The following is a 23,549-nucleotide window of genomic DNA, read 5'->3' as shown; positions in this document are numbered from 1 at the left end:
ACCAATTACCGGGTGACCCGCAGCACCCGGAAGCCCTTCTGGCTGGCGTGCCGCCCCACCTGCCAGCCCTGCTCGACGAGCCAGCGCTGCAACGAGTCCCCGCCCAGGTAGCGGGCCACCACCAGCCAGGCGACGCCGTCCGGGGCGAGCCGGGGCAGCCAGCGCAGCAGGATCGCGTGCAACTCGTCCTTGCCGACGTGGATCGGGGGGTTGGACCAGATCTCGGCGAAGGTCAGCTCGGCCGGTACGTCGTCCGGCGCGGCGACGTGCACCCGGTCGGCCGCGCCGATCCGCGCCGCGTTGGCCGCGGTGAGTTCCCGGGCCCGTTCGTTGACGTCGACGGCCCACACGGTCGCCGCGGGTGCCGTGCTGGCGAGTACGCAGGTGATCGGCCCGAAGCCGCAGCCGAGGTCGAGCAGGGCACCGGCGGTCCCGGCGGCTGGCAGGTCGGCCTTGCGCAGCAGCACCGCCGTGCCAGGATCGAGGCGGGCGGCGGAGAACACGCCGGCGGCGGAGGCCAGCGTGTAGTCGCGGCCGGCGACGGAGAACTCGACCTCGCGCGGGTTGGCGGCGGCCGAGGGCTCAGCGGTGAAGTAGTGTTCGCCGGTCACGCGGGCAATTCTCGCACCGCCGCCCGGCACGGCGGCGCGCGCCCACCACGGGTCCGCGGCGGCGCGGGGCCGCAGGGCGATACTGCGGATGTCTGCGGCGCGAGCCCACCACGGGGCGGCACGACCCGCGCACAATTTTCCATTATTCACCCCTAAAGGGACAATGCCTCCTAGTCTGGGCGGCATGGTGTATCGGTACGAGTCCGATGAGGACGCATTCATGGAGTACCCGGAGCCTGGGTCCGACCGGTCGGTGCTCGGTGCCGGTCCGCCTCCCCCGGCCGGTCCTTCCCCGTCCCGTTTCCCGACGCCGTCGCTGCCCCGCGCCACCCGGGTCGCGCCGCCCGTCGCCGCGCGCGAGCCGCTCCGCGCCGCGCCGCAGGAGCCACCGCCGCTGCCGGACCACGCGCGGACAGCCGCCGAGGCGCAGTCGCCGGCCCCGCCGAGCGAGGCGCAGTCGCCGATCCGACCGGCCGAACCGCCCATGGTCCCGCATCCGTCGCCGGCCGAACCGCCCCCCGTCGAGCCACCGACGTCGGCCGAGCCGTCCCGGTCGGCCGGGCTGCCGCAGCAGCGGCGCGGCGGTGGTCGGCTGTGGCAGGTCGTGGTCGGCGGCGCGGCCGTCCTCGCGCTGCTCGCGCTCTGCGGCCTCGGCGCCGCCGCCCTGCTGGCCGAACGCGACAAGAACCCGCTGCCCACGGAGACGACCCAGCCGGAGGCGGCCGCGCCCGGCGACACGGAGACGCAGGCCCTGGACTCCCGGGACACCGACGCGGCGCCACTGACCGCCAAGGAGCTCTTCCCCGGCAAGCAGCTCGTCGTCGCCGACGGCGAGCCCGCGTACCGCGTGTTGAAGACCCAGTCGAGCGCCAGCTGCGCGGTGGCGGCCACCGGTGAGATCGCGGACCTGCTGGGTCGCCTCGGCTGCACCCAGGTGGTCCGGGCCACGCTGCGGACGCCCGACGGCGACCACCTCGTCACCACCGGGCTGTTCAACCTCATCGACCGGGCGAACGCCGAACGCGCCCGGGACCGGATCCGGGTGCTGCTCGACGAGCGGGAGGGCCGGTTGCGGGGCATGGCGGCCAGCGACGACAGCGCGGCGATCGCCACCGCTCCGGCCCGCGTCGGCTGGCAGGTGCGGGGGCACTACCTCGCGTACGCGGTGGTGGCCCGCAGCGACGGCGAGGCGATCCGGTCCGGCGACACGAAGGCCCGGGAGATCCTCTTCGACATGATCGAGCTGCACCTCAACCGGGGCGTGCTGGAGCGGCGGGCCGACGGCGGTACGGCCGGCCAGCCGACCGACGAGGGCGTGGACGACACCCGTACGCAGGACGGGAACGACTGACCGGATCGCGCCGCGACGGGTGCGTGGGCCACGGGCCACGCACCCGTTCCGCGTAGCGGGCGGTGGCGGGCCCGGAGCGGCAACCGCTGCCGCTGCCGGCGCAGCCCCATGCGCGGGCTGCCGGGTCGGCCCGGTCACGCCCCGAGTTGCACCCGGTGCGCCCGTAGCAGGTCGCGCATCCGGTCGTGCGGGACCGCGTACCTGACCCGTCCCTTGACGCCGACGGTGGTACGCGCCATGAACAGCGAGTTCAGCAGCGCCTCCTCCACGGCCTCCAGCACCGCCGCGAAGACGGGTTCCAGATCGGCTTCCGGCGCGGTCGGCGTCTGCGTGTCGGCGGTGGAGAACGCCAGGGCGTAGTCGCCACTGCCCCCGGCGAAGTCCGAGCCGACCCGCGCCATGGCGAAGATGGCCCGGCGGGCGACGCGGCCCAACTGCCGCGCGTCGAGGCGGCCGTCCGTGGCGACCACGATGACGCAGGAGTTGCCCGGCTGCGCGGGCCGCTCCGGGAACGCGGGGGCAGGCACGCCCACCTGCTCGGGCCGGATCGGCACCCCGGCCACCTGGAGCACGCCGGAGAAGTTGGCCTGCACCAGCACACCGACGGTGACGGTGCCGCGGGATGTGGTGGCGAGCCGCGAGGACGTCCCGATGCCGGCCTTGAAACCGAGCGCCGACGTGCCCGTACCGGCGCCGACGGCACCTTCCGCGGGCAGTCCGCCGCGGGCCTCCTCCAGCGCCCCGAGGACGTGTTCCTCCCGCACCGGCCGCGCCCGGATGTCCGACAGGAGACCGTCGTTGGTCTCCGCCACCACCGGGTTCAGCGACTCGACCGTCTCCCGGCCCGGCTGCCGGAGCATGTAGGTGAGCAGCGCGTCCGCCGCCCGGAACGTCGACAGCGTCGCGGTCAGCACCACCGGCGTCTCGATCTCGCCCAGCTCCGCCACCTGGGTCGACCCGACCATCTTGCCGTGCCCGTTGCCCACGAACAGCCCCGCCGGCAACGACCGACGGTCGGTGAGCTGGTCCGGGACGATCGCCGTCACCCCGCTGCGGATGCTCTCCCCGACGACCAGCGTGGTGTGGCCCACCCGTACGCCGGGCACGTCGGTGACGGCGTTCAGGGGGCCCGTCGGCAGCGTCCCCACGACGATGCCGAGATCCCGCCCACGACGAGGTTCCTGCACGGCTTCCACTCCTTGACGCTCGACGACGCTCTACCGGAAACGGGCGGCCCCGCCCTGGCCGCTCCGGCGGCACGGCCGGGGAGGCGGGCGGTCAGCCCTCCACGGGTACGCGCAGCTGCCGGGTCGCCTCGGCGCGGCGGGCGTACTCGGCCGGGTCCTCGGGGTAGCCGACGGCGACCAGGGCCAGCCCGTGCGCCGGCGCCACGGTCACCTCGCTGGAGCGTTCCCGGCGGGCCAGCAGGCTGCCCGGCCACTCGACCGGCCGGCGCCCGTCCCCGGCGACCAGCATGGCGCCGACGAGGCTGCGCACCATCGCCTGGCAGAACGCGTCGGCCTGCACGGTGGCCACGAGGATCCCGTCCGGGTCCCGCCGCCAGTCCAGCCGGGTCACCTCGCGCAGCGTGGTGGCGTGCTCCTTGCGCCGGCAGTACGCGGCGAAATCGTGCTCCCCCACCAGCCCGGCGGCGGCGGCGTTCAACGCCGCCAGGTCGAGCGGCTTCGGCCAGGCCAGGATCTCGTGCCGGCGCAGCGGCTCGGCACCCCAGGTGGCGTCGGTGACCCGGTACTCGTAGCGACGGAAGGTCGCCGAGAACCGGGCGTCGAAGTCGGCGGGCACCTCGGCCATGGCGCGTACCCGGACGTCGGTGGGGAGCAGTCGGGCCAGTCGGCGCAGCAGCCGCCCCTCGTGCTCCCGCCAGACGGCGCTCGGCAGGTCGACGTGGCAGACCTGCCCGGTGGCGTGCACGCCGGCGTCGGTGCGGCCCGCCACGGTCAGCCCGGTCGCCGTACCCGCGCCGAGGACCAGGTCGAGGGTCTCCACGAGCACCCCGGCGACCGTACGCCGCGTCGGCTGGGCGGCCCAGCCGGAGAAGCCCGACCCGTCGTACGCGACGTCCAGCCGCAGCCGGGTGCGCTCGTCCACTCGTACCTCCGCCTCACGGGGTCGGGCCCGGCACCCCACGAAGGGGTGCCGGGCCCGACGGTGGCCTGGATCAGGCCTTGTCGTTCTCGCCGGCCTCGTCGCTGTCCTCGCGGGCGGCGGCGGTGTCGCCGGACGCCGACACGGGCGCCTCGGCGTCCTGGTCGCCCGAGGTCGCCTTCGGGGCCTCCTCGGCCGGGGCGAGCGCCTCGACCTTGTCCTGCTGCGCGGCCTTGCGGGCGGCGGTCTTCTTGTTCGCCTTCGGCTCGGCGACCTGGAGCTCCTCGACCAGCTCGATGATCGCCATCGGGGCGGCGTCACCCTTGCGCGGACCGGTCTTCACGATCCGGGTGTAGCCACCGTTGCGGTTGGCGAACCGGGGCGCGATCTGGTCGAACAGGGCGTAGACCACGTCCTTGTCCTTGACGACGCCCAGCACCCGCCGGCGGGACGCCAGGTCGCCGCGCTTGGCCTTGGTGATGAGCTGCTCGGCCAGCGGACGCAGCCGCCGGGCCTTCGTCTCGGTGGTCTGGATCTTGCCGTGCTGGAACAGCGCGGTGGCCAGGTTGGCCAGCATCAGCCGCTCGTGCGCGGGGCTGCCGCCGAGGCGGGGGCCCTTGGTGGGCGTGGGCATGCTTGGTGCTCCTCAGGTGTGGCGGCAGCGCGGACTAGAGCTGCTCGGTCTCGCGATAGTCGTCGGTGTCGTAGTCGGCCTCACCGAAGGCGTCCACGACGTGCGCCGGGTCGAAGTTCGGGGCCGAGTCCTTCAGCCCCAGCCCCATCCCGGCGAGCTTCATCTTGACCTCGTCGATCGACTTCTGACCGAAGTTGCGGATGTCGAGGAGGTCGGCCTCGGTACGCCCGATGAGCTCACCAACGGAGTTGATGCCCTCGCGCTTGAGGCAGTTGTAGGAGCGGACGGTCAGGTCCAGCTCCTCGATCGGCAGCGCCAGGTCCGCCGCGAGCTGGGCGTCCTGCGGGGACGGCCCGATGTCGATGCCCTCGGCGGTCTCGTCCAGCTCCCGGGCCAGCCCGAACAGCTCCACCAGCGTCGAGCCGGCGGAGGCCAGCGCGGTACGCGGGCCCATCGACGGCTTGGTCTCGACGTCGATGATCAGCCGGTCGAAGTCGGTCCGCTGCTCGACACGGGTCGCCTCGACGCGGTACGTGACCTTCAGCACCGGCGAGTAGATCGAGTCGACGGGGATCCGGCCGATCTCGGCGCCGGCCTGCTTGTTCTGCGCCGCCGTGACGTAGCCACGACCCCGCTCGACGGTCAGCTCCATGTCGAGCCGGCCCTTGCCGTTGAGGGTGGCGAGCTTCAGGTCCGGGTTGTGCACCGAGACGCCGGCCGGCGGCTGGATGTCGCCCGCCGTGACGTCGCCCGGGCCCTGCTTGCGCAGGTACATGCTGACCGGCTCGTCGTGCTCGGAGCTGACGCACAGCTCCTTGATGTTCATGACGAGCTCGACCACGTCCTCCTTGACACCGGGGATCGTGGTGAACTCGTGCAGCACGCCGTCGATCTTGATCGAGGTGACCGCCGCACCCGGGATCGACGACAGCAGCGTGCGCCGCAGCGAGTTGCCCAGGGTGTAGCCGAAGCCCGGCTCCAGCGGCTCGATCGTGAACCGGGACCGGGTCTCGTTGATCGACTCCTCGGAGAGAGTCGGTCGCTGGCTGATGAGCATGTCTTCTCTTCTCTTCCGGGGCGCCCGCCATATGACGCCCACGACAAACTGTTCCGGTGGCCCGCCCCGGAAGGGCGGGCCACCGCAACGAGCTCCGACTACTTGGAGTAGAGCTCGACGATCAGCTGCTCCTGGACCTGCGTGTCGATGACCTGGCGGGCCGGGAGCGAGTGCACGAGGATCTTCATCTGGCTGGGGATCGCCTCCAGCCACGCCGGCACCGACCGCGAACCGGCCTGAGCCTGCGCCACCAGGAACGGGGTGAGCTGCTTGCTCTTGCCCCGGACCTCGATGATGTCGTGCTCCTTGACGCGGTACGACGGGATGTCGACCTTCTTGCCGTTCACGGTGAAGTGACCGTGCTTGACCAGCTGACGGGCCATGTCACGGGAACCGGCGTAGCCGGCCCGGTAGACCACGTTGTCCAGCCGCGACTCGAGGATCTGCAGGAGAACCTCGCCGGTCTTGGCCTTCTTGCCGACGGCCTCTTCGTAGTAGCCACGGAACTGCTTCTCCAGCACGCCGTACACGCGGCGGGCCTTCTGCTTCTCACGAAGCTGGAGCAGGTACTCCGTCTCCTTGGTGCGGCCGCGGCCGTGCTGCCCGGGCGGGAACGGCCGGGACTCGAACGGGCACTTCGGACCATCGCACTTGCTGCCCTTGAGGAACAGCTTCATCTTCTCCCGCCGGCAACGGCGGCAGTCAGCACCGGTGTAACGAGCCATCTCTCTCTAACCTCTCAGACCCGGCGACGCTTCGGCGGACGGCATCCGTTGTGCGGCTGCGGCGTGACGTCGGAGATCTGCCCGACCTCGAGCCCGGCCGCCTGCAGCGAACGGATGGCGGTCTCCCGGCCGGAGCCGGGTCCCTTGACGAACACGTCGACCTTGCGCATGCCGTGCTCCATCGCCCGACGCGCGGCGGCCTCGGCGGCCAGCTGCGCGGCGAACGGGGTCGACTTGCGGGAGCCCTTGAAGCCCACCTGGCCCGAGGAGGCCCAGGAGATGACCGCACCGGTCGGGTCGGTGATCGACACGATGGTGTTGTTGAAGGTGCTCTTGATGTGCGCCTGCCCGTGGGCGACGTTCTTGCGTTCCTTGCGCCGGACCTTCTTGACGGCGGCTCCGGCACGAGCCTTCGGTGGCATAAGTCTGTGCGCTCCTAGTTACTTCTTGCCGGGCTTCTTCTTGCCGGCGACGGTCCGCTTCGGGCCCTTACGGGTCCGCGCGTTGGTCTTGGTCCGCTGGCCACGCACGGGCAGGCCCCGGCGGTGCCGGATACCCGCGTAGCAGCCGATCTCGACCTTGCGGCGGATGTCAGCGGCGACCTCGCGGCGCAGGTCGCCTTCAACCTTGTAGTTGCCCTCGATGTGATTCCGGAGCTGCACGAGCTCCTCGTCAGTGAGGTCCCGAACGCGCTTGTCCGGCGAGATGCCGGTCGCGGCGAGCGTCTCCAGGGCGCGGGTGCGGCCCACGCCGAAGATGTAGGTGAGCGCGATCTCCATCCGCTTTTCGCGGGGGAGGTCGACGCCGACTAGACGTGCCATGTGCGGGCGTGCTCCTCGTGGTGTTGTGCGGAGGTGTGGACCCGTCCCACCCCGCTACCGGCCGCCCCTGTCCTTCCGGCGTCGTGCGCCGGCGACCGGGGTCGGTCGTTGCCCGAGCGGGCCCCGGCCTCCGACCGGGGGTCAACCACGATGAGGTACGCGACGCGCACCGTCCGCGGCTGGGACGAGCATGTGATTCGTTGCCTGGATCCGCGGCCCGGACCGATTTCGACCGACCGTTGTCACACGGTCGGCCGGAACTGGTTCAGCCCTGGCGCTGCTTGTGGCGCGGGTCGGTGCAGATGACCATGACCCGGCCGTGCCGACGGATGACCCGGCACTTGTTGCAGATCCTCTTGACGCTCGGCTTGACCTTCACGGTTGCCTTACTTCCCATCTGGCCCGACGACGCGCCGAGGCGCGACACCGGACGTCGAAGACGGACACGGGGACGTCCCGGCCGTCGTCAGGCTTACTTGTAGCGGTAGACGATGCGCCCGCGGGTCAGGTCGTACGGCGAAAGTTCGACGACGACCCGGTCCTCCGGCAGGATGCGGATGTAGTGCTGCCGCATCTTGCCGCTGATGTGAGCCAGCACCTTGTGGCCGTTCGCGAGCTCCACCCGGAACATGGCGTTCGGCAGGGGCTCGATGACCCGACCCTCGATCTCGATGGCTCCGTCTTTTTTCGGCATGTCCTCCGCTGTCCTGACGTCGGTTGCTCCGGACGGCCCACAACGTCTTACACGGGCCACCGATCAAGATCAGATTGCCCGCGCCAGCCGCGGCTCCGACTCCCACCGAAGCGCAGGGTGGGCATGCCGGAGTGGACGCTGTGCGCCGATCAGAAAGTGTACGCCCGCCTGCGGGCCGTCGCCAAACCGGCCGGGAATCGGTGCGTCGAATCGGACGGAAAGGGGCGTTCAGAGTTCGGCGTCGGCGTCGGGCAGGCGGTCTCGCCGGGCCGCCGGAAACTCCGCCTCCGGCCCCCGTCGCGCCTCCCCCACCCGCGGCTCCCGCTCCTGACGGTCCTCGTCGACCGCCGCCAGCCCCCGCTGTCGGGGCGGGTCCTCCTGGGCGGGCGCCAGCTCCTCCGGTCGGGGCTGGTCCGCCTCCGTGGCCGCCAGCTCCCGTGGCCGGCGCTCTCCGTCGGCGGCGGCCAGCTCGCGCTTCCGCGCCCGCTTCGCCAGCCGGCGCTCGCGTCGCCGTTCCCGCTTCACCGCCTGTCGCCGCGGCTCTCCCCCGGTGAGGCCGGCGACCGTGCGCACCACGAGCACCGCTCCCCACGGTCCCGCCACCCAGGCGGGCCAGAAGTAGAGCAGGTCGGCGGAGAGCACGGAGGTCACCGCCCAGACGCTCACCACGATCGCGACCACCCGCAGGTACGGCAGCCAGACCTCGGCCAGCCACCGGACGACCACCGACGAGGTCGCCGGCGCCCCGTCCCCCTCCGCTGGCGACGCGACGTCGGGCGAGGGTGTGGCGAGCTGCGACGCCGCGGGGGCGGCCGGCACCGGCAGGTGTCCGTTCGCCGGCAGGTCGGTCACCAGCGCGTCCAGTTCGCCGTACGTCCGCGAGGCGTACGCCCGCTGGAGGCGCTCGTCGTACTCGTGCAGATCCAGCCGGCCCTCGTCCACGGCCGCCCTCAGCCGCTCCGCGACCGCCTGACGGTCGGCGTCGGCGGCCCGCATCCGGTCGCGTCCATCCATGCCCGCAAGCATGCCACCACCCCACCAGCCACGCCGCTCCCACCGGCCCACCCCTGCACGGTCGACGCGGTCGACCGACGGGCGAGCGGGCACCGGGCCAGGCGGTGGCGTTGCACCCGTTGCGGCGCGCGCCCGGCGGATCAGCGGGTCGGCGAGTCCGCGGGCTGGCGGGAGGTGACCAGCTCGCCCAGGCGGGCGCGGCCGCCGTCCGGCGCGGTCAGCACCCAGACCCCGTCCGGGAGCAGCGCCATCGTGTGCTCGACGTGCACCGCCATCGACCGGTCCCGGGTGATGACCGTCCAGCCGTCGGAGAGCTCGACCGTCCGGGGCGACCCCATCGTGATCATCGGCTCGATCGCCAGCGCCATGCCCGGCACCAGGCGGGGGCCCTTGCCCGGCCGCCCGTGGTTGAGCACGTGCGGGTCCTGGTGCATCTCGGTGCCGATGCCGTGCCCGCCGTAGCCGTCGACGATGCCGTACCGGCCGCCCTTGCGGACGGCGTCCTCCACGGCGTGCGAGATGTCGGTGAGGCGGCCCTTGCCGCTGGCGGCGCCCCGGGCGGCTGCGGCGATGCCCGCCCACATGGCGTCCTCGGCCACCGCGGTCATCTTCAGCAGCGCCGGGTCGACCTCGCCCACGCCCACGGTGATGGCGGCGTCGCCGTGCCAGCCGTCGAGCACCGCACCGCAGTCGATGGAGATCAGATCGCCGTCGCGGAGCACCTGCTGTGCCGATGGGATGGCGTGCACCACCTGCTCGTTCACGGACGAGCAGATCGACGCGGGGAAGCCGTGGTAGCCCTTGAACGAGGGGACGGCACCGGCCTCGCGGATGGTCGACTCGGCGATGGCGTCCAGGTCGGCGGTGCTGACCCCGGGGGCGACCGCCTCCCGCATCCGACGCAGCGCCTCGGCGACCACCAGCCCGGCAGCCCGCATCTTCTCGATCTGGTCAGGGGTCTTCAGCTGGATGTCCAGCTGGGGACGACGCATGGAGCCGATACCTTTCGTTGCTGATGCCGAAGAGCGGGGCACGTCGGACGTACCCCGCTCTTCGCACTCTATCCGCCGTGGTCCGGCGGGACCTCAGCCGCCGTACGACCGCAGGGCGTCGATGGCGCGGACCGTGACGTCCTCCACCGGGCCGGTGGCGTCGATGCCCACCAGCTTGCCCTGGGCGCCGTAGTAGTCGACCAACGGCGCGGTCTTGTCCGCGTACTCCCGCAGGCGGGTGGCGATCGTCTCCGGCTTGTCGTCGTCGCGCTGGAACAGCTCGGCGCCGCACCGGTCACAGATGCCCTCGCGCGAGGTGGCGTCGAACTCGACGTGCCAGATCTTGCCGCAGCCCCGGCACGTACGCCGGCCGGAGAGCCGCCGGATCACCTCGTCGTCGTCGACGACCAGCTCCAGCACCAGGTCCAGCGCGGTGCCCAGGTCCGCGAGGAGCTTGTCCAGCGCGGCGGCCTGCGGCGTGGTACGCGGGAAGCCGTCGAGCAGGAAGCCCTCGGCGGCGTCCGGCTCTGCGAGCCGGCTGCGCACCATGTTGATGGTGACCTCGTCGGGCACCAGCTCACCGGCGTCCATGTAGCGCTTCGCCTCGACGCCGAGCGGCGTGCCCTGCGAGACGTTCGACCGGAAGATGTCGCCGGTCGAGATCTTCGGTACCGACAGGTGCGCGGCGATGAACTCGGCTTGTGTGCCCTTGCCCGCCCCCGGCGGGCCAACCAGAACGAGTCTCATCTACCGCAGGAACCCTTCGTAGTTCCGCTGCATGAGTTGGCTCTCGATCTGCTTCGTGGTCTCCAGACCGACGCCGACCATGATCAGCACAGCGGTGCCGCCGAACGGGAAGTTCAGGTACTGCTGCTTGTCCAGCCAGATGAAGAAGAAGTTCGGCAGGATCGAGATGATGCCCAGGTAGAGGGCGCCGGGCAGCGTGATCCGGCTGAGGATGAAGTCGAGGTAGTCGGCGGTCGGCTTGCCGGGGCGGATGCCCGGCACGAAGCCGCCGTACTTCTTCATGTTGTCCGCGACCTCGGTCGGGTTGAACGTGATCGAGACGTAGAAGTAGGTGAAGAAGATGATCAGCAGGAAGTAGACCGAGATGTAGATCGGGCTGGTCGGGTCGACCAGGTTGTTCTGGATCCACGCCTGGGTCTTGCCCGGGTTGTTCTGGTCGAAGAACTGCAGCGCCAACTGGGGCAGGTAGAGCAGCGACGAACCGAAGATGACCGGGATGACACCCGCCTGGTTGACCTTCAGCGGGATGTAGGTCGAGGTGCCGCCGTACGACCGCCGGCCGATCATGCGCTTGGCGTACTGCACCGGGATGCGGCGCTGCGCCTGCTCGATGAAGGTGACCGCGGTGATGACCACCAGGACCAGCGCGATGACGAGCAGGAACTTGCCCCAGCCGCCGGTCTGCTTGATCTGCCAGCCCTCGCTGGGGAGCCGGGCGGCGATCGAGGTGAAGATCAGGACGGACATGCCGTTGCCGACGCCCCGGTCGGTGATCAGCTCGCCGAGCCACATCACCACGCCGGTGCCGGCGGTCATCGTCATGACCAGGAGGCTGAGCGTCAGCCAGTCCGGGATCCCGGTCCCCTCGGGGATGATCGGGAACTGGTCGCACTGGTTGTTGAAGAGCTGCCCGGAGCGGGCCAGCGCCACGAACGCCGACGCCTGGAGGACACCGAGGCCCAGGGTCAGGTAGCGGGTGTACTGGGTGATCTTCGCCTGGCCGGCCTGGCCCTCCTTGCGGAGCTGCTCCAGCCGGGGGATCACCACGGTCAGCAGCTGCAGGATGATCGACGCTGTGATGTAGGGCATGATGCCCAGCGCGAAGACCGAGAGCTGCAGCAGCGCTCCGCCGGAGAAGAGGTTGAGCAGGTTCATGACGCCGGTGGAGCCACTCTCCATGGCGTCGAGGCACTTCTGGACGTTGCCGTACGAGACGCCCGGGCTGGGCAGTGTCGCCCCGAGCCGGTAGACCGCGATGATGCCTACTGTGAACAGCAGCTTCTTGCGCAGGTCAGGCGTTCGGAACGCACTGAGAAAGGCGGACAGCAACTTCTTCCTCCTGCGCGAGGCGGGCCGCCGGTCATCCCTGGCGGTCGGGTGGTTGCCGGGCGAGTGCCCGATATCCATGGCTGGGAAGGGACTCTAACAGCCCGATCCCGGTCCGGGCAGATGTGCCCGGCTACATAAACCGAATCCGATGTTACCCGGCGCACACATGCCAGGCAGACCATGGCGCCCGCCCAGTTGCGACAACTGAGCGGGCGCCACGGGTCGTACAGCCCCTACAGCTCGGTGACCGAGCCACCGGCGGCGGTGATCTTCTCCTTGGCCGACGCGCTGAACGCGTGCGCCGACACCTGGAGGGCGACCCCGCCCAGGTCCCCGGTGCCGAGGACCTTCACCGGGTGGCCCTTGCGGACCGCGCCGGCCTCGACCAGCTCGAGCGGGCCGACCTGGCCGCCGTTCGGGAACAGCTCGGCGAGCCGGTCCAGGTTGACCACCTGGAAGACCACCTTGAACTTGTTCTTGAAGCCCTTCATCTTCGGCAGGCGCATGTGGATGGGCATCTGCCCACCCTCGAACGCCGCCGAGATGTTCTTGCGGGCCTTGGAACCCTTGGTACCGCGACCGGCGGTCTTGCCCTTGGAGCCCTCACCGCGACCCACCCGGGTCTTCGCGGTCTTGGCACCGGGCGCCGGGCGCAGGTGGTGGACCTTGATCGTCATTACTCGACCTCCTCGACCTTCACGAGGTGGTTGACCGTGAAGATCATGCCGCGGATCTCCGGACGGTCCTCCTTGACCACCACGTCGTTGATCCGCTTGAGACCGAGCGAACGCAGCGAGTCACGCTGGTTCTGCTTGGTCCCGATCTCGGACCGGACCTGGGTGACCTTCAGGCGAGCCATCAGGACGCCACCCCCGCCCGCGACGCCAGCATGGCGGCCGGCGCGACGTCCTCGACCGGCAGGCCACGACGGGCGGCGACGGCCTCCGGGGACTCGAGTCCCTTCAGCGCCGCCACGGTGGCGTGCACGATGTTGATCGGGTTCGACGAACCGAGGCTCTTGGAGAGCACGTCGTGGATACCCGCGCACTCCAGCACGGCACGCACCGGACCACCGGCGATGACACCCGTACCGGCGGAAGCCGGCTTGAGCAGCACCACACCGGCCGCGGCCTCACCCGTCACCGGGTGCGGGATCGAGGAGGCGATCCGCGGCACCTTGAAGAAGTGCTTCTTGGCCTCCTCGACGCCCTTGGCGATCGCCGCGGGCACCTCCTTGGCCTTTCCGTAGCCCACACCGACGGTGCCGTCGCCGTCGCCCACGATCACCAGGGCGGTGAAGCTGAAGCGACGACCACCCTTCACGACCTTGGCGACGCGGTTGATCGCGACGACCCGCTCGAGGTGCGGGGTCTTCTCGACGGGCGCGTTTCCGCGGCCGCCCTCACGGCGGTTGTCGCGGCGACCACCCTCGTTGCCACCGGACCCGCCGCCACGGCGCTGTTGACCTGGCATCAGCAGCCTTCCTTCTCTCTCGTGACGGGGTTTCTAGAACTCGAGCCCGGCTTCGCGGGCGGCGTCGGCAAGCGCGGCGACCCGCCCCGCGTACCGGTTGCCACCGCGGTCGAAGACGACCTTGGAGACGCCGGCAGCCTTGGCCCGCTCGGCGAGCAGGGCGCCGACCTTGCCGGCCAGGGCGCTCTTGTCGCCCTCCGCGCCGCGCAGCGAGGCGTCCAGGGTCGAGGCCGACGCCAGGGTGTGACCCTTGGTGTCGTCCACGATCTGGGCGACGATGTGCCGCAGGGAGCGGGTGACCACGAGGCGGGGACGCTCGGCGGTGCCGCTGACGTTCTTGCGGACCCGGAAGTGCCGGCGCGCACGCCCGACAGCACGCTTGGCGGCGACGCCGCGGCGGCGCTTGAGCAGCGTGGCGCTCACTTCTTACCTGCCTTTCCAGCCTTACGGCGGATGACCTCGCCCTGGTACTTCACGCCCTTGCCCTTGTAGGGCTCCGGCGGGCGGATCTTCCGGATGTTGGCGGCGACCTCACCGACGAGCTGCTTGTCGATGCCGGCCACGTGGAACAGCGTCGGCTTCTCCACCGTGAAGGTGATGCCGGCCGGGGCCGCCACGTGCACCGGGTGCGAGAACCCGAGCGCGAACTCCAGGTCCTGGCCCTTGGCGGTCACGCGGTAACCGGTGCCGGCGATCTCCAGGCTCTTGCGGTAGCCCTCGGTGACGCCGACGATCATGTTGGCGACCAGGGTACGGCTGAGGCCGTGCAGTTCCTTGGCCTTGCGCTCGTCGTTCGGGCGGTTGACGTTCAGCTGCCCGTCCTCGGCCCGGTCGATCGTGATCGGCTCGGCCAGGGTGTGCGAGAGCTCGCCCTTCGGGCCCTTGACCTTGACGGTCTGCCCGTCGATCGTGATGTCGACGCCGGCTGGCACCGGGATCGACTTACGTCCAATACGCGACATTTCTACCTGTCTCCCGTTACCAGACGAAGGCGAGGACTTCCCCGCCAACGCTCCGCTTGCGGGCCTGCCGGTCGGTGAGCAGCCCCTGGGACGTCGAAATGATCGCCACGCCCAGCCCGCCGAGCACCCGCGGGAGCCCGTCCGACTTGGCGTAAACCCGCAGACCGGGCTTGGACACTCGCTTGATGCCGGCCAGGCTCCGCTCCCGGTTCTGGCCGTACTTCAGCTCGACGACCAGTCGCTTGCCGACGGCGCCCTCCTCGGGCTCCTCGACCGACCAGGTGGCGATGTAGCCCTCGGCCTTGAGGACCTCGGCGATGTTCGCCTTGATCTTCGAGTAGGGCATCGTCACCCGGTCGTGGTACGCCTGGTTGGCGTTACGCAGACGCGTGAGCATGTCTGCGATCGGGTCGGTCATCGTCATGGATTTCGTCAGCCTTTCTCGCCGGGGTTCCCGGGGCCTTCCGCCCCGGGCCTACGGCGAAGAGCAATACGTGATCGGTGCAAGGGGTCCCGGCCCTGGGGCCGGGACGCGGTCGCCCTTACCAGGAAGCCTTGGACACGCCCGGCAGCTCACCGCGGTGGGCCATCTCCCGGATGCAGACCCGGCAGAGACCGAACTTGCGGTAGACCGCCTTGGGACGCCCGCACCGCTGGCAGCGGGTGTACGCGCGAACCGAGAACTTCGGCTTCGCGGCCGCCTTGTGGATCAGCGCCTTCTTGGCCATCTCAGTTCTCCTTGAACGGGAAGCCCAGGAGCTTGAGCAGCGCCCGGCCCTCGTCGTCGGTCGTGGCGGTCGTGACCACCGTGATGTCCATGCCCCGCTGCCGATCGATCTTGTCCTGGTCGATCTCGTGGAACACCGACTGCTCGGTCAGACCGAACGTGTAGTTGCCGTGCCCGTCGAGCTTGCGCCCGTCCAGACCACGGAAGTCACGGATACGCGGCAGCGCGATCGACAGCAGCCGGTCCAGGAACTCCCACATCCGGTCGCCGCGAAGGGTCACCTTCGCACCGATCGGCATGCCCTCGCGGAGCTTGAACTGCGCGATGGACTTGGTCGCCCGCCGCACCTGCGGCTTCTGGCCGGTGATGGTCGCCAGGTCCCGGACGGCGCCGTCGATCAGCTTGGCGTCCCGGGCGGCCTCGCCGACACCCATGTTGACGACGATCTTGACGAGCCGCGGCACCTGCATGGGGTTGCCGTACTGGTGCTGCTCCTGCAGCTGCGCCACGATCTCGTTGCGGTACCGCTCCTTGAGGCGCGGCATGGTCTTGGTTTCGGTAGCCGTGGTCATCACAGGTCCTTACCGGTGCTACGCGCGATGCGGACCTTCTGGCCGTTGTCGTCGATCCGGTAACCGACGCGGGTCGGCTTGCCGTCGGAGTCCAGGACCATCACGTTCGAGACGTGGATCGGGGCCTCCTGGGTGACGATGCCACCGGTCTTGGCGCCACGCTGGGTGGTGCTGATGCGGGTGTGCTTCTTGACCCGGTTCACGCCCTCGACCAGGACCTTGTCCTGCCGCGGGTAGGCCGCGATGACCTTGCCCTTGGCACCCTTGTCCTTGCCGGCGATGACGACGACCGTGTCGCCCTTCTTGACCTTCACGGTCACAACACCTCCGGCGCGAGAGAGATGATCTTCATGAACCGCTTGTCCCGCAGCTCCCGGCCCACCGGGCCGAAGATACGGGTGCCGCGCGGGTCCCCGCCGTCCTTGATGATGACGGCGGCGTTCTCGTCGAAGCGGATGTACGAACCGTCCGGCCGCCGCCTCTCCTTGGCGGTACGAACGACGACGGCCTTGACGACGTCGCCCTTCTTCACACCGGCACCGGGGATCGCGTCCTTGACGGTGGCCACGATGACGTCGCCGATGCTCGCGTAGCGCCGACCGGAGCCACCGAGAACCCGGATGCACAGGATCTCCCGAGCACCCGTGTTGTCGGCGACGCGCAGTCGCGACTCCTGCTGAATCACGTCTATCTCCTATGTCTGCCGGTTCTCCGGCCGCGCACGGCGGCCGGAGCCTGGCGGAACCCGCGCCCGACTGACGTCGGGCGAGCTCGAGCCTTCGCTACTTGGCCTTTTCCAGGATCTCCACGAGGCGCCACCGCTTGGTGGCGGACAGCGGCCGGGTCTCCATGATCAGGACCCGGTCGCCGATGCCGGCGGTGTTCTGCTCGTCGTGCACCTTCAACTTGCTGGTACGGCGCATGATCTTGCCGTACAGCGCGTGCTTGACCCGGTCCTCGACCTCGACGACGACGGTCTTTTCCATCTTGTCGCTGACCACGAGGCCCTCACGCACCTTGCGGCGGGCCCGCGCGGTGGCGGTGGTGTTCTCGCTCATGATGCAGTCACCTCAGTCGGCGCGGCCGAGAGACCCAGCTCGCGCTCACGCATGATCGTGTAGATCCGGGCGATCTCCCGACGGATGACCTGCAGCCGCCGGTTGTTGTCCAGCTGGCCGGTCGCGGCCTGCACGCGGAGGTTGAACAGCTCCGCCTTGGCCTCGCGCAGCTTCGTGACCAGCTCCTCCTCGGAGAGCTCACGCAGCTCGGAGGCCTTAACGCCCGCTGCCATCAGGATTCACCCACTTCGCGCGTAACAATGCGGCACTTCATCGGGAGCTTGTGGATCGCGCGACGCATCGCCTCTCGCGCGATCTGCTCGTTGGGGAAGGACATCTCGAAGAGAACCCGCCCCGGCTTGACGTTGGCGACCCACCACTCGGGCGAACCCTTACCGGAACCCATCCGGGTCTCCGCCGGCTTCTTGGTGAGAGCCTGGTCCGGGAAGATCGTGATCCAGACCTTGCCACCACGCTTGATGTGGCGGGTCATCGCGATACGCGCCGACTCGATCTGGCGGTTGGTCACGTACGCCGGCTCGAGAGCCTGGATTCCGAACTCGCCGAACACCACCCGGTTACCACCCTTGGACGCGCCACTGCGGTCCGGGTGGTGCGGCTTGCGGAAGCCCTTCGGGGGCTTGCGCGGCATCAGCATCTGTCAGCCCTCCTGCTGCGTTTCTGCCGCGGCGGCGACGGCGGCGGGATCCACCGCGTCACCACTCGGCGTCTCGGCCTGCTGCGCGATGGTCGTCGCGGCGGCGGCCCTACCGGCCTCGGTCCCGCCGGCGGTCGTCCCGGACGAACCGGACCGGCCACGGCGCGGCCGCTCCGGACGGTCGCCACGGTCACGGCGCGGACGCGACGGAGCCTCGGTCGGGGTCTCCCGACCCGGCACCGCGTCGCCCTTGTAGATCCAGACCTTCACGCCGATCCGGCCGAAGCTCGTACGGGCCTCGAAGAAGCCGTACTCGATGTTGGCCCGCAGCGTGTGCAGCGGAACCCGGCCCTCGCGGTAGAACTCGGTCCGGCTCATCTCGGCGCCGCCGAGGCGACCCGAGACCTGGACCCGGATGCCCTTGCAGACCGGGTTCTTCATCGCGGACTGCATGGCCTTGCGCATCGCCCGACGGAAGCTGACCCGGCTGGAGAGCTGCTCGGCCACACCCTGTGCGACGAGCTGCGCGTCCGACTCGGGGTTCTTCACCTCGATGATGTTCAGCTGGACCTGCTTGCCGGTCAGCTTCTCGAGCTCGCCGCGGATCCGGTCGGCCTCCGCACCCTTACGGCCGATGACGATGCCCGGCCGGGCGGTGTGGATGTCGACGCGGACCCGGTCGCGGGTGCGCTCGATGTCGACCTTGGAGATGCCGGCGCGCTCGAGGCCCTTGGACATCATGCGGCGGATCTTGACGTCCTCGCCGATGTAGTCCTTGTAGAGCTTGTCCGCGAACCAGCGGGACTTCCAGTCGGTCGAGATGCCGAGCCGGAACCCGTGCGGGTGAACCTTCTGACCCATTACTCGGCGCCCTCCGTCTTGCTCTGCGTCTCGGCCGTCTCCGCCGGCTCCGCCTGCTTCGCCGGGGCCGCCTTCTTCGCGGCCGCCTTCTTCGGCGCGGCCGGCGCAACCGCCTCGACCGCGACCGTGATGTGGCAGGTGCGCTTGCGGATCCGGTACGCCCGGCCCTGCGCCCGCGGCTGGAACCGCTTCATGGTCGGGCCCTCGTCGACGTACGCCTCGCTGACGAGCAGCGCGTCGGGGTCCAGCCGCTCGTTGTTCTCCGCGTTGGCGATGGCGCTCGCGAGCACCTTGTACACCTGCTCGCTCGCAGCCTGCGGCGCGAACTGCAGCACCGTGAGCGCCTCCTTCGCGGGCAGGCCGCGGACGAGGTTGACCACCCGGCGCGCCTTCATCGGCGAGATGCGCACGTGTCGCGCAACCGCCCGCGCGCCCGGAAGCACCGGAGCGTCGCCCTTTCCTGGCATCGCTGTAACCCCTTGTTCCTCTATCCGTATGCCCGCGGCGTCAGCGCCGACGGCTCTTCCGGTCGTCCTTCTCGTGACCCTTGAACGTGCGGGTCAGCGCGAACTCGCCGAGCTTGTGCCCGACCATCGCCTCGGTCACGAACACCGGGACGTGCTTGCGTCCGTCGTGCACGGCGATCGTGTGACCCAGCATCTCCGGGATGATCGTCGAACGCCGCGACCAGGTCTTGATGACGTTCTTCGAGCCCTTGTCGTTCTGCGTCTCCACCTTCTTGAGCAGGTGGTCGTCGACGAACGGGCCCTTCTTCAGGCTGCGAGGCATGTCTTATCTCCCTCAGCCGCGCTTACGCGTGGCGTAGCGGCGGCGGACGATCAGCCGGTCACTCGGCTGGCCCTTACGACGGGTGCGGCCCTCGGGCTTACCCTGCGGGTTGACCGGGTGGCGACCACCGGAGGTCTTACCCTCACCACCACCGTGCGGGTGGTCGACCGGGTTCATCGCGACACCACGGACGGTCGGGCGCTTGCCCTTCCACCGCATGCGGCCGGCCTTGCCCCAGTTGATGTTCGACTGGTCGGCGTTGCCGATCTCGCCGATGCTCGCGCGGCAGCGGACGTCGACGCGCCGGATCTCGCCGGACGGCATACGCAGGGTCGCGTACGCGCCCTCGCGGCCGAGCAGCTGGATGCCGACGCCGGCCGAACGGGCCAGCTTGGCGCCGCCGCCCGGACGCAGCTCCACGTTGTGGATCGTGGTACCGACCGGGATGTTGCGCAGCGGCAGGTTGTTGCCCGGCTTGATGTCGGCGCCCGGACCGGACTCGACGCGGTCGCCCTGCTTCAGGTCCTTCGGCGCGATGATGTAGCGCTTCTCGCCGTCGGCGTAGTGCAGCAGCGCGATGCGCGCGGTGCGGTTCGGGTCGTACTCGATGTGGGCGACCTTCGCCGGCACGCCGTCCTTGTCGACCCGCTTGAAGTCGATCAGACGGTACTGGCGCTTGTGACCGCCACCGTGGTGCCGCGTGGTGATCCGGCCGTGGGCGTTACGCCCGCCCTTCTTCGGCAGCGGAGCCAGCAGCGACTTCTCGGGCGTCGACCGGGTGATCTCAGCGAAGTCGGCGACGCTGGAGCCACGCCGGCCCGGCGTCGTCGGCTTGTACTTACGGATAGCCATTGTCTACACCCCTCAGCTGACCGGGCCGCCGAAGGCCTCGATACGGTCACCGTCAGCCAGCTTCACGATCGCCCGCTTGGTGGCCTTGCGCTGCCCGAAACCGGTCTTGGTCCGCTTGCGCTTGCCCTGGCGGTTGAGCGTGTTGACCGTCAGGACGCGGACGTCGAAGATCTGCTGGATCGCGATCTTGATCTCGGTCTTGTTCGCGTCCGGGTGCACCAGGAAGGTGTACCAGTTGCGGTTCAGCTCGCTGTAGCTCTTCTCCGAGACGACCGGCGCCACGATGATGTCGCGCGGGTCGGCGATCGTGCTCACTTGCCACCCTCCTCGGTGGTCTCGGCGGGAACACCCAGGAACTCGTCGAGGGCGTCCTTGGTGAAGACCACGTCGTCGGCCACCAGCACGTCGTACGTGTTGAGCTGGCCGGCCTCGATCAGGTGCACCCGCGGCTCGTTGCGCAGCGACACCCAGTTCAGCTCGTCGGTGCTGCTCAGCACAACCAGGACCCGGCGGGCCTCGGTCAGCTTCGCCAGCGTGGCCAGAGCGGCCTTCGTCGACGGCTTCTCGCCCGAGACGAACGCCTCGACGACGTGCACCTGCCCGGCGCGGGCCCGGTCGGAGAGGGCGCCACGCAGGGCGGCGGCCTTCATCTTCTTCGGGGTGCGCTGGCTGTAGTCGCGCGGCACGGGGCCGTGCACGACGCCACCGCCGGCGAACTGCGGCGCGCGGATCGAGCCCTGCCGGGCGCGACCGGTGCCCTTCTGCTTGTACGGCTTCTTGCCGCCACCGGCGACCTCGCCGCGGGTCTTGACCTTGTGCGTGCCCTGCCGGGCCGCCGCGAGCTGGGCCACCACGACCTGGTGCATCAGCGCGACGTTGGCCTGGACGTCGAAGATGTCGGCGGGCAGCTCGACGGAGCCGCTCTTGGAGCCTTCGACGGTGAGGACGTCAACGGTGGTCACTTGGCCGCACCGCCCTTCTTCGCCTTGGTCTTGGCCGCGGTACGGACCAGGACCAGCGCGCCCTTGGGGCCGGGAATGGCACCACGGACGAGCAGGAGGTTGTTCTCGGTGTCGACCGCCTGGACGGTCAGGTTCTGGACGGTGTAGCGCACGCCACCCATCCGGCCGGCCATCCGGGTGCCCTTGAAGACACGACCCGGGGTGGCGCAGGCGCCGATGGAGCCGGGCGAGCGGTGCTTGCGCTCGACACCGTGGCTGGCGCGCAGACCGTGGAAGCCGTGCCGCTTCATCGGGCCGGCGTAGCCCTTGCCCTTGGTCTTGCCGGTCACGTCGATCGACATGCCCGCCGGGAACTCCTCGACCGTGACCTCCTGGCCCGGCGAGTAGTCGGCGGCGTCGCTGGTGCGCAGCTCGACGATGTGACGACGCGGCGCGACGTCGGCCTTCGCGTAGTGCCCGCTGATCGGCTTCTTGACCTTGCGCGGGTCGATCTTGCCGTACGCCAGCTGGACCGCGGAGTAACCGTCCTTCTCGGCGCTACGAACCTGGCTGATGACGCACGGGCCGGCCTCGACCACGGTCACCGGGACAACGCGGTTGTTGTCCCAGACCTGGGTCATGCCGAGCTTGGCGCCCAGGATCCCCTTGACTTGCCTGTCCATTTGTCCGGTCCCTACAGCTTGATCTCGATGTCGACGCCAGCCGGCAGGTCGAGGCGCATGAGCGAGTCGACCGTCTTCGGGGTCGGGTCGATGATGTCGATCAGCCGCTTGTGCGTGCGCATCTCGAAGTGCTCGCGCGAGTCCTTGTACTTGTGCGGCGAGCGGATAACGCAGAAACGGTTGATCTCCGTGGGCAGCGGCACCGGGCCCGCGACCTGCGCCCCGGTACGCGTCACCGTCTCGACGATCTTCCGCGCCGAGGAGTCGACGACCTCGTGGTCATAGGCCTTGAGCCGGATGCGGATCTTCTGTCCCGCCATGGTGGCTTCTGTTCCTTCTCTCGATGCCGCTGTGTTGCGGGCGCCTGTACCGGCTGGCACAGGCCCACTTCGCCGACCCCCGCGGTCGGGCGTGTCGCGCCCTCGGGCCAGGCTCCGCCCCGGGACTCCGGAGCGACTCTGACCGCGCGGTGGGTCAAGGCGTCGATCGCACTACCGCGACCTGAACGCCGCGCGAGGGTGGTTGGCGGACGGGCCGCCAACCACCCCACGCTCGACTGTCCTACCACCCGGAGGTTCAGCGGAAGCCGAACACAGGCAGCGAACTGTCGTTACGCAACCTGACTAGTATGCCGCACGACCGGCGGCGGGTCTAATCGGGGTTACCTAGTTCACTTGATGATCTTGGTGACGAACCCGGCGCCGACGGTGCGGCCACCCTCGCGGATCGCGAACTTGAGGTTCTCCTCCATGGCGATGGGCTGGATCAGCTTCACCGTCATGGTGGTGTTGTCACCCGGCATGACCATCTCGGTGCCCTCGGGGAGGGTGACGACACCGGTGACGTCCGTGGTCCGGAAGTAGAACTGCGGACGGTAGTTCTGGAAGAACGGGGTGTGCCGGCCGCCCTCCTCCTTGGAGAGGATGTAGACCGTCGCCTCGAACTCCGTGTGCGGGGTCGTGGTGCCCGGCTTGATGACGACCATGCCGCGCTCGACGTCCTCGCGCTTGATGCCACGCAGCAGCAGACCGACGTTCTCGCCCGCGCGGGCCTCGTCGAGCAGCTTGCGGAACATCTCGATGCCGGTGCAGGTGGTCTTCATCGACTTCTCGCGGATGCCGACGATCTCCACCTCCTCGTTCGGCTTGAGCACGCCGCGCTCCGCGCGACCGGTGACGACCGTGCCACGACCGGTGATCGTGAAGACGTCCTCGATCGGCATGAGGAACGGCTTCTCGGTCTCGCGCTCCGGCTGCGGGATCGCGGTGTCGACCGCGGTCATCAGGTCCAGCAGCTTGCCGGTCCACTCGGGGTCACCCTCGAGGGCCTTCAGCGCCGAGACCCGGACGACCGGCAGGTCGTCACCCGGGTAGTCCTGGTTCGACAGCAGCTCACGAACCTCGAGCTCGACGAGCTCCAGGAGCTCCTCGTCGTCGACCATGTCGCTCTTGTTGAGCGCCACGACGATGTACGGCACGCCGACCTGGCGGGCCAGCAGCACGTGCTCGCGGGTCTGCGGCATCGGGCCGTCGGTCGCCGCGACCACCAGGATCGCGCCGTCCATCTGGGCGGCACCGGTGATCATGTTCTTGATGTAGTCGGCGTGACCGGGGCAGTCGACGTGCGCGTAGTGCCGCGCCTCGGTCTGGTACTCGACGTGCGCGATGGAGATCGTGATGCCGCGGGCCTTCTCCTCCGGCGCCTTGTCGATCTCGTCGAACGGCGTGTACGGGTTCAGGTCCGGGTACTGGTCGTGCAGGACCTTGGTGATGGCCGCCGTCAGCGTCGTCTTACCGTGGTCGATGTGACCAATGGTGCCGATGTTGACGTGCGGCTTAGTCCGCTCGAACTTCGCCTTCGCCACTGGGTCCTCCTGTGGACTTCTTGGTTCG

Annotated in this window: 36 protein-coding genes and 1 pseudogene; 1 reads left to right on the top strand and 36 read right to left on the bottom strand. The window is 69.8% G+C overall.

Going from position 1 to position 23,549, the window contains the following annotated elements:
• Positions 1-5: 5 nt before the first annotated feature.
• On the bottom strand, positions 6-611 hold the full coding sequence (locus ACGFIR_RS18535) for a class I SAM-dependent methyltransferase (protein WP_392998437.1): 606 nt from the start codon (positions 609-611) through the stop codon (positions 6-8).
• 184 nt (positions 612-795) lie between these two features.
• On the opposite strand from ACGFIR_RS18535, the gene ACGFIR_RS18530 reads away from it, so the two are divergent.
• A complete protein-coding gene (locus tag ACGFIR_RS18530) occupies positions 796-1,962 on the top strand; it encodes a hypothetical protein (protein ID WP_393146165.1) in 1,167 nt (388 codons plus the stop codon).
• 134 nt (positions 1,963-2,096) lie between these two features.
• On the opposite strand, the gene ACGFIR_RS18525 is transcribed toward ACGFIR_RS18530, so the two are convergent.
• From ACGFIR_RS18525 to tuf, 35 genes and pseudogenes are all read right to left on the bottom strand, one after another.
• Positions 2,097-3,149, bottom strand: a complete 1,053-nt coding sequence (locus ACGFIR_RS18525) for a P1 family peptidase (RefSeq protein WP_393146163.1) — start codon at positions 3,147-3,149, stop codon at positions 2,097-2,099.
• Positions 3,150-3,240: 91 nt separating this feature from the next.
• Complete coding sequence (truA, locus tag ACGFIR_RS18520; protein ID WP_393146161.1) at positions 3,241-4,071, bottom strand: tRNA pseudouridine(38-40) synthase TruA; 831 nt, start codon at positions 4,069-4,071, stop codon at positions 3,241-3,243.
• 70 nt (positions 4,072-4,141) lie between these two features.
• Complete coding sequence (rplQ, locus tag ACGFIR_RS18515) at positions 4,142-4,702, bottom strand: 50S ribosomal protein L17 (protein WP_392998429.1); 561 nt, start codon at positions 4,700-4,702, stop codon at positions 4,142-4,144.
• Between the two features lie 34 nt (positions 4,703-4,736).
• Positions 4,737-5,759 carry a DNA-directed RNA polymerase subunit alpha gene (locus tag ACGFIR_RS18510; RefSeq protein ID WP_013735931.1) on the bottom strand — a complete coding sequence of 341 codons (1,023 nt, stop codon included), beginning with the start codon at positions 5,757-5,759 and terminating at the stop codon, positions 4,737-4,739.
• A gap of 98 nt (positions 5,760-5,857) precedes the next feature.
• Complete coding sequence (gene rpsD, locus ACGFIR_RS18505) at positions 5,858-6,484, bottom strand: 30S ribosomal protein S4 (RefSeq protein WP_392998427.1); 627 nt, start codon at positions 6,482-6,484, stop codon at positions 5,858-5,860.
• A gap of 14 nt (positions 6,485-6,498) precedes the next feature.
• Positions 6,499-6,906: a 30S ribosomal protein S11 gene (rpsK, locus tag ACGFIR_RS18500; RefSeq protein ID WP_014440747.1), complete on the bottom strand. Its 408-nt coding sequence runs from the start codon at positions 6,904-6,906 to the stop codon at positions 6,499-6,501.
• Positions 6,907-6,924: 18 nt separating this feature from the next.
• Positions 6,925-7,305: a 30S ribosomal protein S13 gene (gene rpsM / locus ACGFIR_RS18495; RefSeq protein ID WP_091290326.1), complete on the bottom strand. Its 381-nt coding sequence runs from the start codon at positions 7,303-7,305 to the stop codon at positions 6,925-6,927.
• A gap of 265 nt (positions 7,306-7,570) precedes the next feature.
• A complete protein-coding gene (gene rpmJ, locus ACGFIR_RS18490) occupies positions 7,571-7,684 on the bottom strand; it encodes a 50S ribosomal protein L36 (protein WP_012184307.1) in 114 nt (37 codons plus the stop codon).
• 93 nt (positions 7,685-7,777) lie between these two features.
• On the bottom strand, positions 7,778-7,999 hold the full coding sequence (gene infA, locus ACGFIR_RS18485; RefSeq protein ID WP_007073013.1) for a translation initiation factor IF-1: 222 nt from the start codon (positions 7,997-7,999) through the stop codon (positions 7,778-7,780).
• A gap of 438 nt (positions 8,000-8,437) precedes the next feature.
• A pseudogene (locus tag ACGFIR_RS18480) lies at positions 8,438-8,995 on the bottom strand (DUF1707 domain-containing protein); the annotation flags it as partial.
• 158 nt (positions 8,996-9,153) lie between these two features.
• Entirely contained in the window at positions 9,154-10,005 is an 852-nt protein-coding gene (map, locus tag ACGFIR_RS18475) for a type I methionyl aminopeptidase (protein ID WP_392998425.1), read from the bottom strand.
• Positions 10,006-10,098: 93 nt separating this feature from the next.
• On the bottom strand, positions 10,099-10,752 hold the full coding sequence (locus tag ACGFIR_RS18470) for an adenylate kinase (RefSeq protein ID WP_392998423.1): 654 nt from the start codon (positions 10,750-10,752) through the stop codon (positions 10,099-10,101).
• Positions 10,753-12,081 (bottom strand): preprotein translocase subunit SecY, encoded by a 1,329-nt coding sequence (secY, locus tag ACGFIR_RS18465; protein WP_392999394.1) that lies wholly within the window; start codon positions 12,079-12,081, stop codon positions 10,753-10,755.
• 233 nt (positions 12,082-12,314) lie between these two features.
• Complete coding sequence (gene rplO / locus ACGFIR_RS18460; RefSeq protein WP_121399885.1) at positions 12,315-12,758, bottom strand: 50S ribosomal protein L15; 444 nt, start codon at positions 12,756-12,758, stop codon at positions 12,315-12,317.
• Entirely contained in the window at positions 12,758-12,940 is a 183-nt protein-coding gene (gene rpmD, locus ACGFIR_RS18455; protein WP_012015110.1) for a 50S ribosomal protein L30, read from the bottom strand. Before rpmD ends, rplO begins: the two co-directional genes overlap by 1 nt.
• Positions 12,940-13,554, bottom strand: a complete 615-nt coding sequence (gene rpsE, locus ACGFIR_RS18450) for a 30S ribosomal protein S5 (RefSeq protein ID WP_007073019.1) — start codon at positions 13,552-13,554, stop codon at positions 12,940-12,942. Before rpsE ends, rpmD begins: the two co-directional genes overlap by 1 nt.
• 33 nt (positions 13,555-13,587) lie before the next feature.
• Positions 13,588-13,965: a 50S ribosomal protein L18 gene (gene rplR, locus ACGFIR_RS18445; protein WP_172894548.1), complete on the bottom strand. Its 378-nt coding sequence runs from the start codon at positions 13,963-13,965 to the stop codon at positions 13,588-13,590.
• An 8-nt stretch (positions 13,966-13,973) separates the two neighbouring features.
• Entirely contained in the window at positions 13,974-14,516 is a 543-nt protein-coding gene (gene rplF, locus ACGFIR_RS18440) for a 50S ribosomal protein L6 (RefSeq protein ID WP_121399887.1), read from the bottom strand.
• Between the two features lie 16 nt (positions 14,517-14,532).
• Positions 14,533-14,940: a 30S ribosomal protein S8 gene (rpsH, locus tag ACGFIR_RS18435; protein WP_013288624.1), complete on the bottom strand. Its 408-nt coding sequence runs from the start codon at positions 14,938-14,940 to the stop codon at positions 14,533-14,535.
• A 118-nt stretch (positions 14,941-15,058) separates the two neighbouring features.
• A complete protein-coding gene (locus ACGFIR_RS18430) occupies positions 15,059-15,244 on the bottom strand; it encodes a type Z 30S ribosomal protein S14 (protein ID WP_088998358.1) in 186 nt (61 codons plus the stop codon).
• Position 15,245: 1 nt separating this feature from the next.
• On the bottom strand, positions 15,246-15,815 hold the full coding sequence (gene rplE / locus ACGFIR_RS18425) for a 50S ribosomal protein L5 (RefSeq protein ID WP_088998357.1): 570 nt from the start codon (positions 15,813-15,815) through the stop codon (positions 15,246-15,248).
• Positions 15,815-16,135, bottom strand: a complete 321-nt coding sequence (rplX, locus tag ACGFIR_RS18420; RefSeq protein ID WP_013288626.1) for a 50S ribosomal protein L24 — start codon at positions 16,133-16,135, stop codon at positions 15,815-15,817. Before rplX ends, rplE begins: the two co-directional genes overlap by 1 nt.
• Entirely contained in the window at positions 16,132-16,500 is a 369-nt protein-coding gene (gene rplN / locus ACGFIR_RS18415; protein ID WP_007465279.1) for a 50S ribosomal protein L14, read from the bottom strand. The genes rplX and rplN overlap by 4 nt, the downstream gene beginning before the upstream one ends.
• A gap of 97 nt (positions 16,501-16,597) precedes the next feature.
• Complete coding sequence (rpsQ, locus tag ACGFIR_RS18410) at positions 16,598-16,873, bottom strand: 30S ribosomal protein S17 (protein ID WP_357089646.1); 276 nt, start codon at positions 16,871-16,873, stop codon at positions 16,598-16,600.
• Positions 16,870-17,106: a 50S ribosomal protein L29 gene (rpmC, locus tag ACGFIR_RS18405; protein ID WP_007073028.1), complete on the bottom strand. Its 237-nt coding sequence runs from the start codon at positions 17,104-17,106 to the stop codon at positions 16,870-16,872. The genes rpsQ and rpmC overlap by 4 nt, the downstream gene beginning before the upstream one ends.
• Positions 17,106-17,531 carry a 50S ribosomal protein L16 gene (rplP, locus tag ACGFIR_RS18400; RefSeq protein WP_007465292.1) on the bottom strand — a complete coding sequence of 142 codons (426 nt, stop codon included), beginning with the start codon at positions 17,529-17,531 and terminating at the stop codon, positions 17,106-17,108. Before rplP ends, rpmC begins: the two co-directional genes overlap by 1 nt.
• Positions 17,532-17,534: 3 nt before the next feature.
• Positions 17,535-18,392 (bottom strand): 30S ribosomal protein S3, encoded by an 858-nt coding sequence (gene rpsC, locus ACGFIR_RS18395; protein WP_151453330.1) that lies wholly within the window; start codon positions 18,390-18,392, stop codon positions 17,535-17,537.
• Positions 18,392-18,859: a 50S ribosomal protein L22 gene (gene rplV, locus ACGFIR_RS18390; protein WP_088998354.1), complete on the bottom strand. Its 468-nt coding sequence runs from the start codon at positions 18,857-18,859 to the stop codon at positions 18,392-18,394. The genes rpsC and rplV overlap by 1 nt, the downstream gene beginning before the upstream one ends.
• 40 nt (positions 18,860-18,899) lie before the next feature.
• Positions 18,900-19,181: a 30S ribosomal protein S19 gene (gene rpsS, locus ACGFIR_RS18385; RefSeq protein ID WP_007073032.1), complete on the bottom strand. Its 282-nt coding sequence runs from the start codon at positions 19,179-19,181 to the stop codon at positions 18,900-18,902.
• A 12-nt stretch (positions 19,182-19,193) separates the two neighbouring features.
• Positions 19,194-20,033 carry a 50S ribosomal protein L2 gene (rplB, locus tag ACGFIR_RS18380; RefSeq protein WP_013288631.1) on the bottom strand — a complete coding sequence of 280 codons (840 nt, stop codon included), beginning with the start codon at positions 20,031-20,033 and terminating at the stop codon, positions 19,194-19,196.
• A 12-nt stretch (positions 20,034-20,045) separates the two neighbouring features.
• Positions 20,046-20,348: a 50S ribosomal protein L23 gene (gene rplW, locus ACGFIR_RS18375; RefSeq protein WP_088998352.1), complete on the bottom strand. Its 303-nt coding sequence runs from the start codon at positions 20,346-20,348 to the stop codon at positions 20,046-20,048.
• The gene (rplD, locus tag ACGFIR_RS18370) at positions 20,345-20,995 is read right to left on the bottom strand and encodes a 50S ribosomal protein L4 (RefSeq protein WP_101412800.1); all 651 of its coding nucleotides are present in this window, start codon (positions 20,993-20,995) and stop codon (positions 20,345-20,347) included. The genes rplW and rplD overlap by 4 nt, the downstream gene beginning before the upstream one ends.
• Positions 20,992-21,657 carry a 50S ribosomal protein L3 gene (rplC, locus tag ACGFIR_RS18365; RefSeq protein WP_392998419.1) on the bottom strand — a complete coding sequence of 222 codons (666 nt, stop codon included), beginning with the start codon at positions 21,655-21,657 and terminating at the stop codon, positions 20,992-20,994. The genes rplD and rplC overlap by 4 nt, the downstream gene beginning before the upstream one ends.
• Positions 21,658-21,668: 11 nt before the next feature.
• Entirely contained in the window at positions 21,669-21,977 is a 309-nt protein-coding gene (gene rpsJ, locus ACGFIR_RS18360) for a 30S ribosomal protein S10 (RefSeq protein ID WP_007073037.1), read from the bottom strand.
• 350 nt (positions 21,978-22,327) lie between these two features.
• Positions 22,328-23,521: an elongation factor Tu gene (gene tuf / locus ACGFIR_RS18355; protein WP_088998349.1), complete on the bottom strand. Its 1,194-nt coding sequence runs from the start codon at positions 23,519-23,521 to the stop codon at positions 22,328-22,330.
• Positions 23,522-23,549 lie beyond the last annotated feature (28 nt).

Source organism: Micromonospora sp. NPDC049051 (genome assembly GCF_043197575.1).
GTDB lineage: Bacteria > Actinomycetota > Actinomycetes > Mycobacteriales > Micromonosporaceae > Micromonospora.
This window is presented reverse-complemented; position numbering and strand designations above follow the sequence as displayed.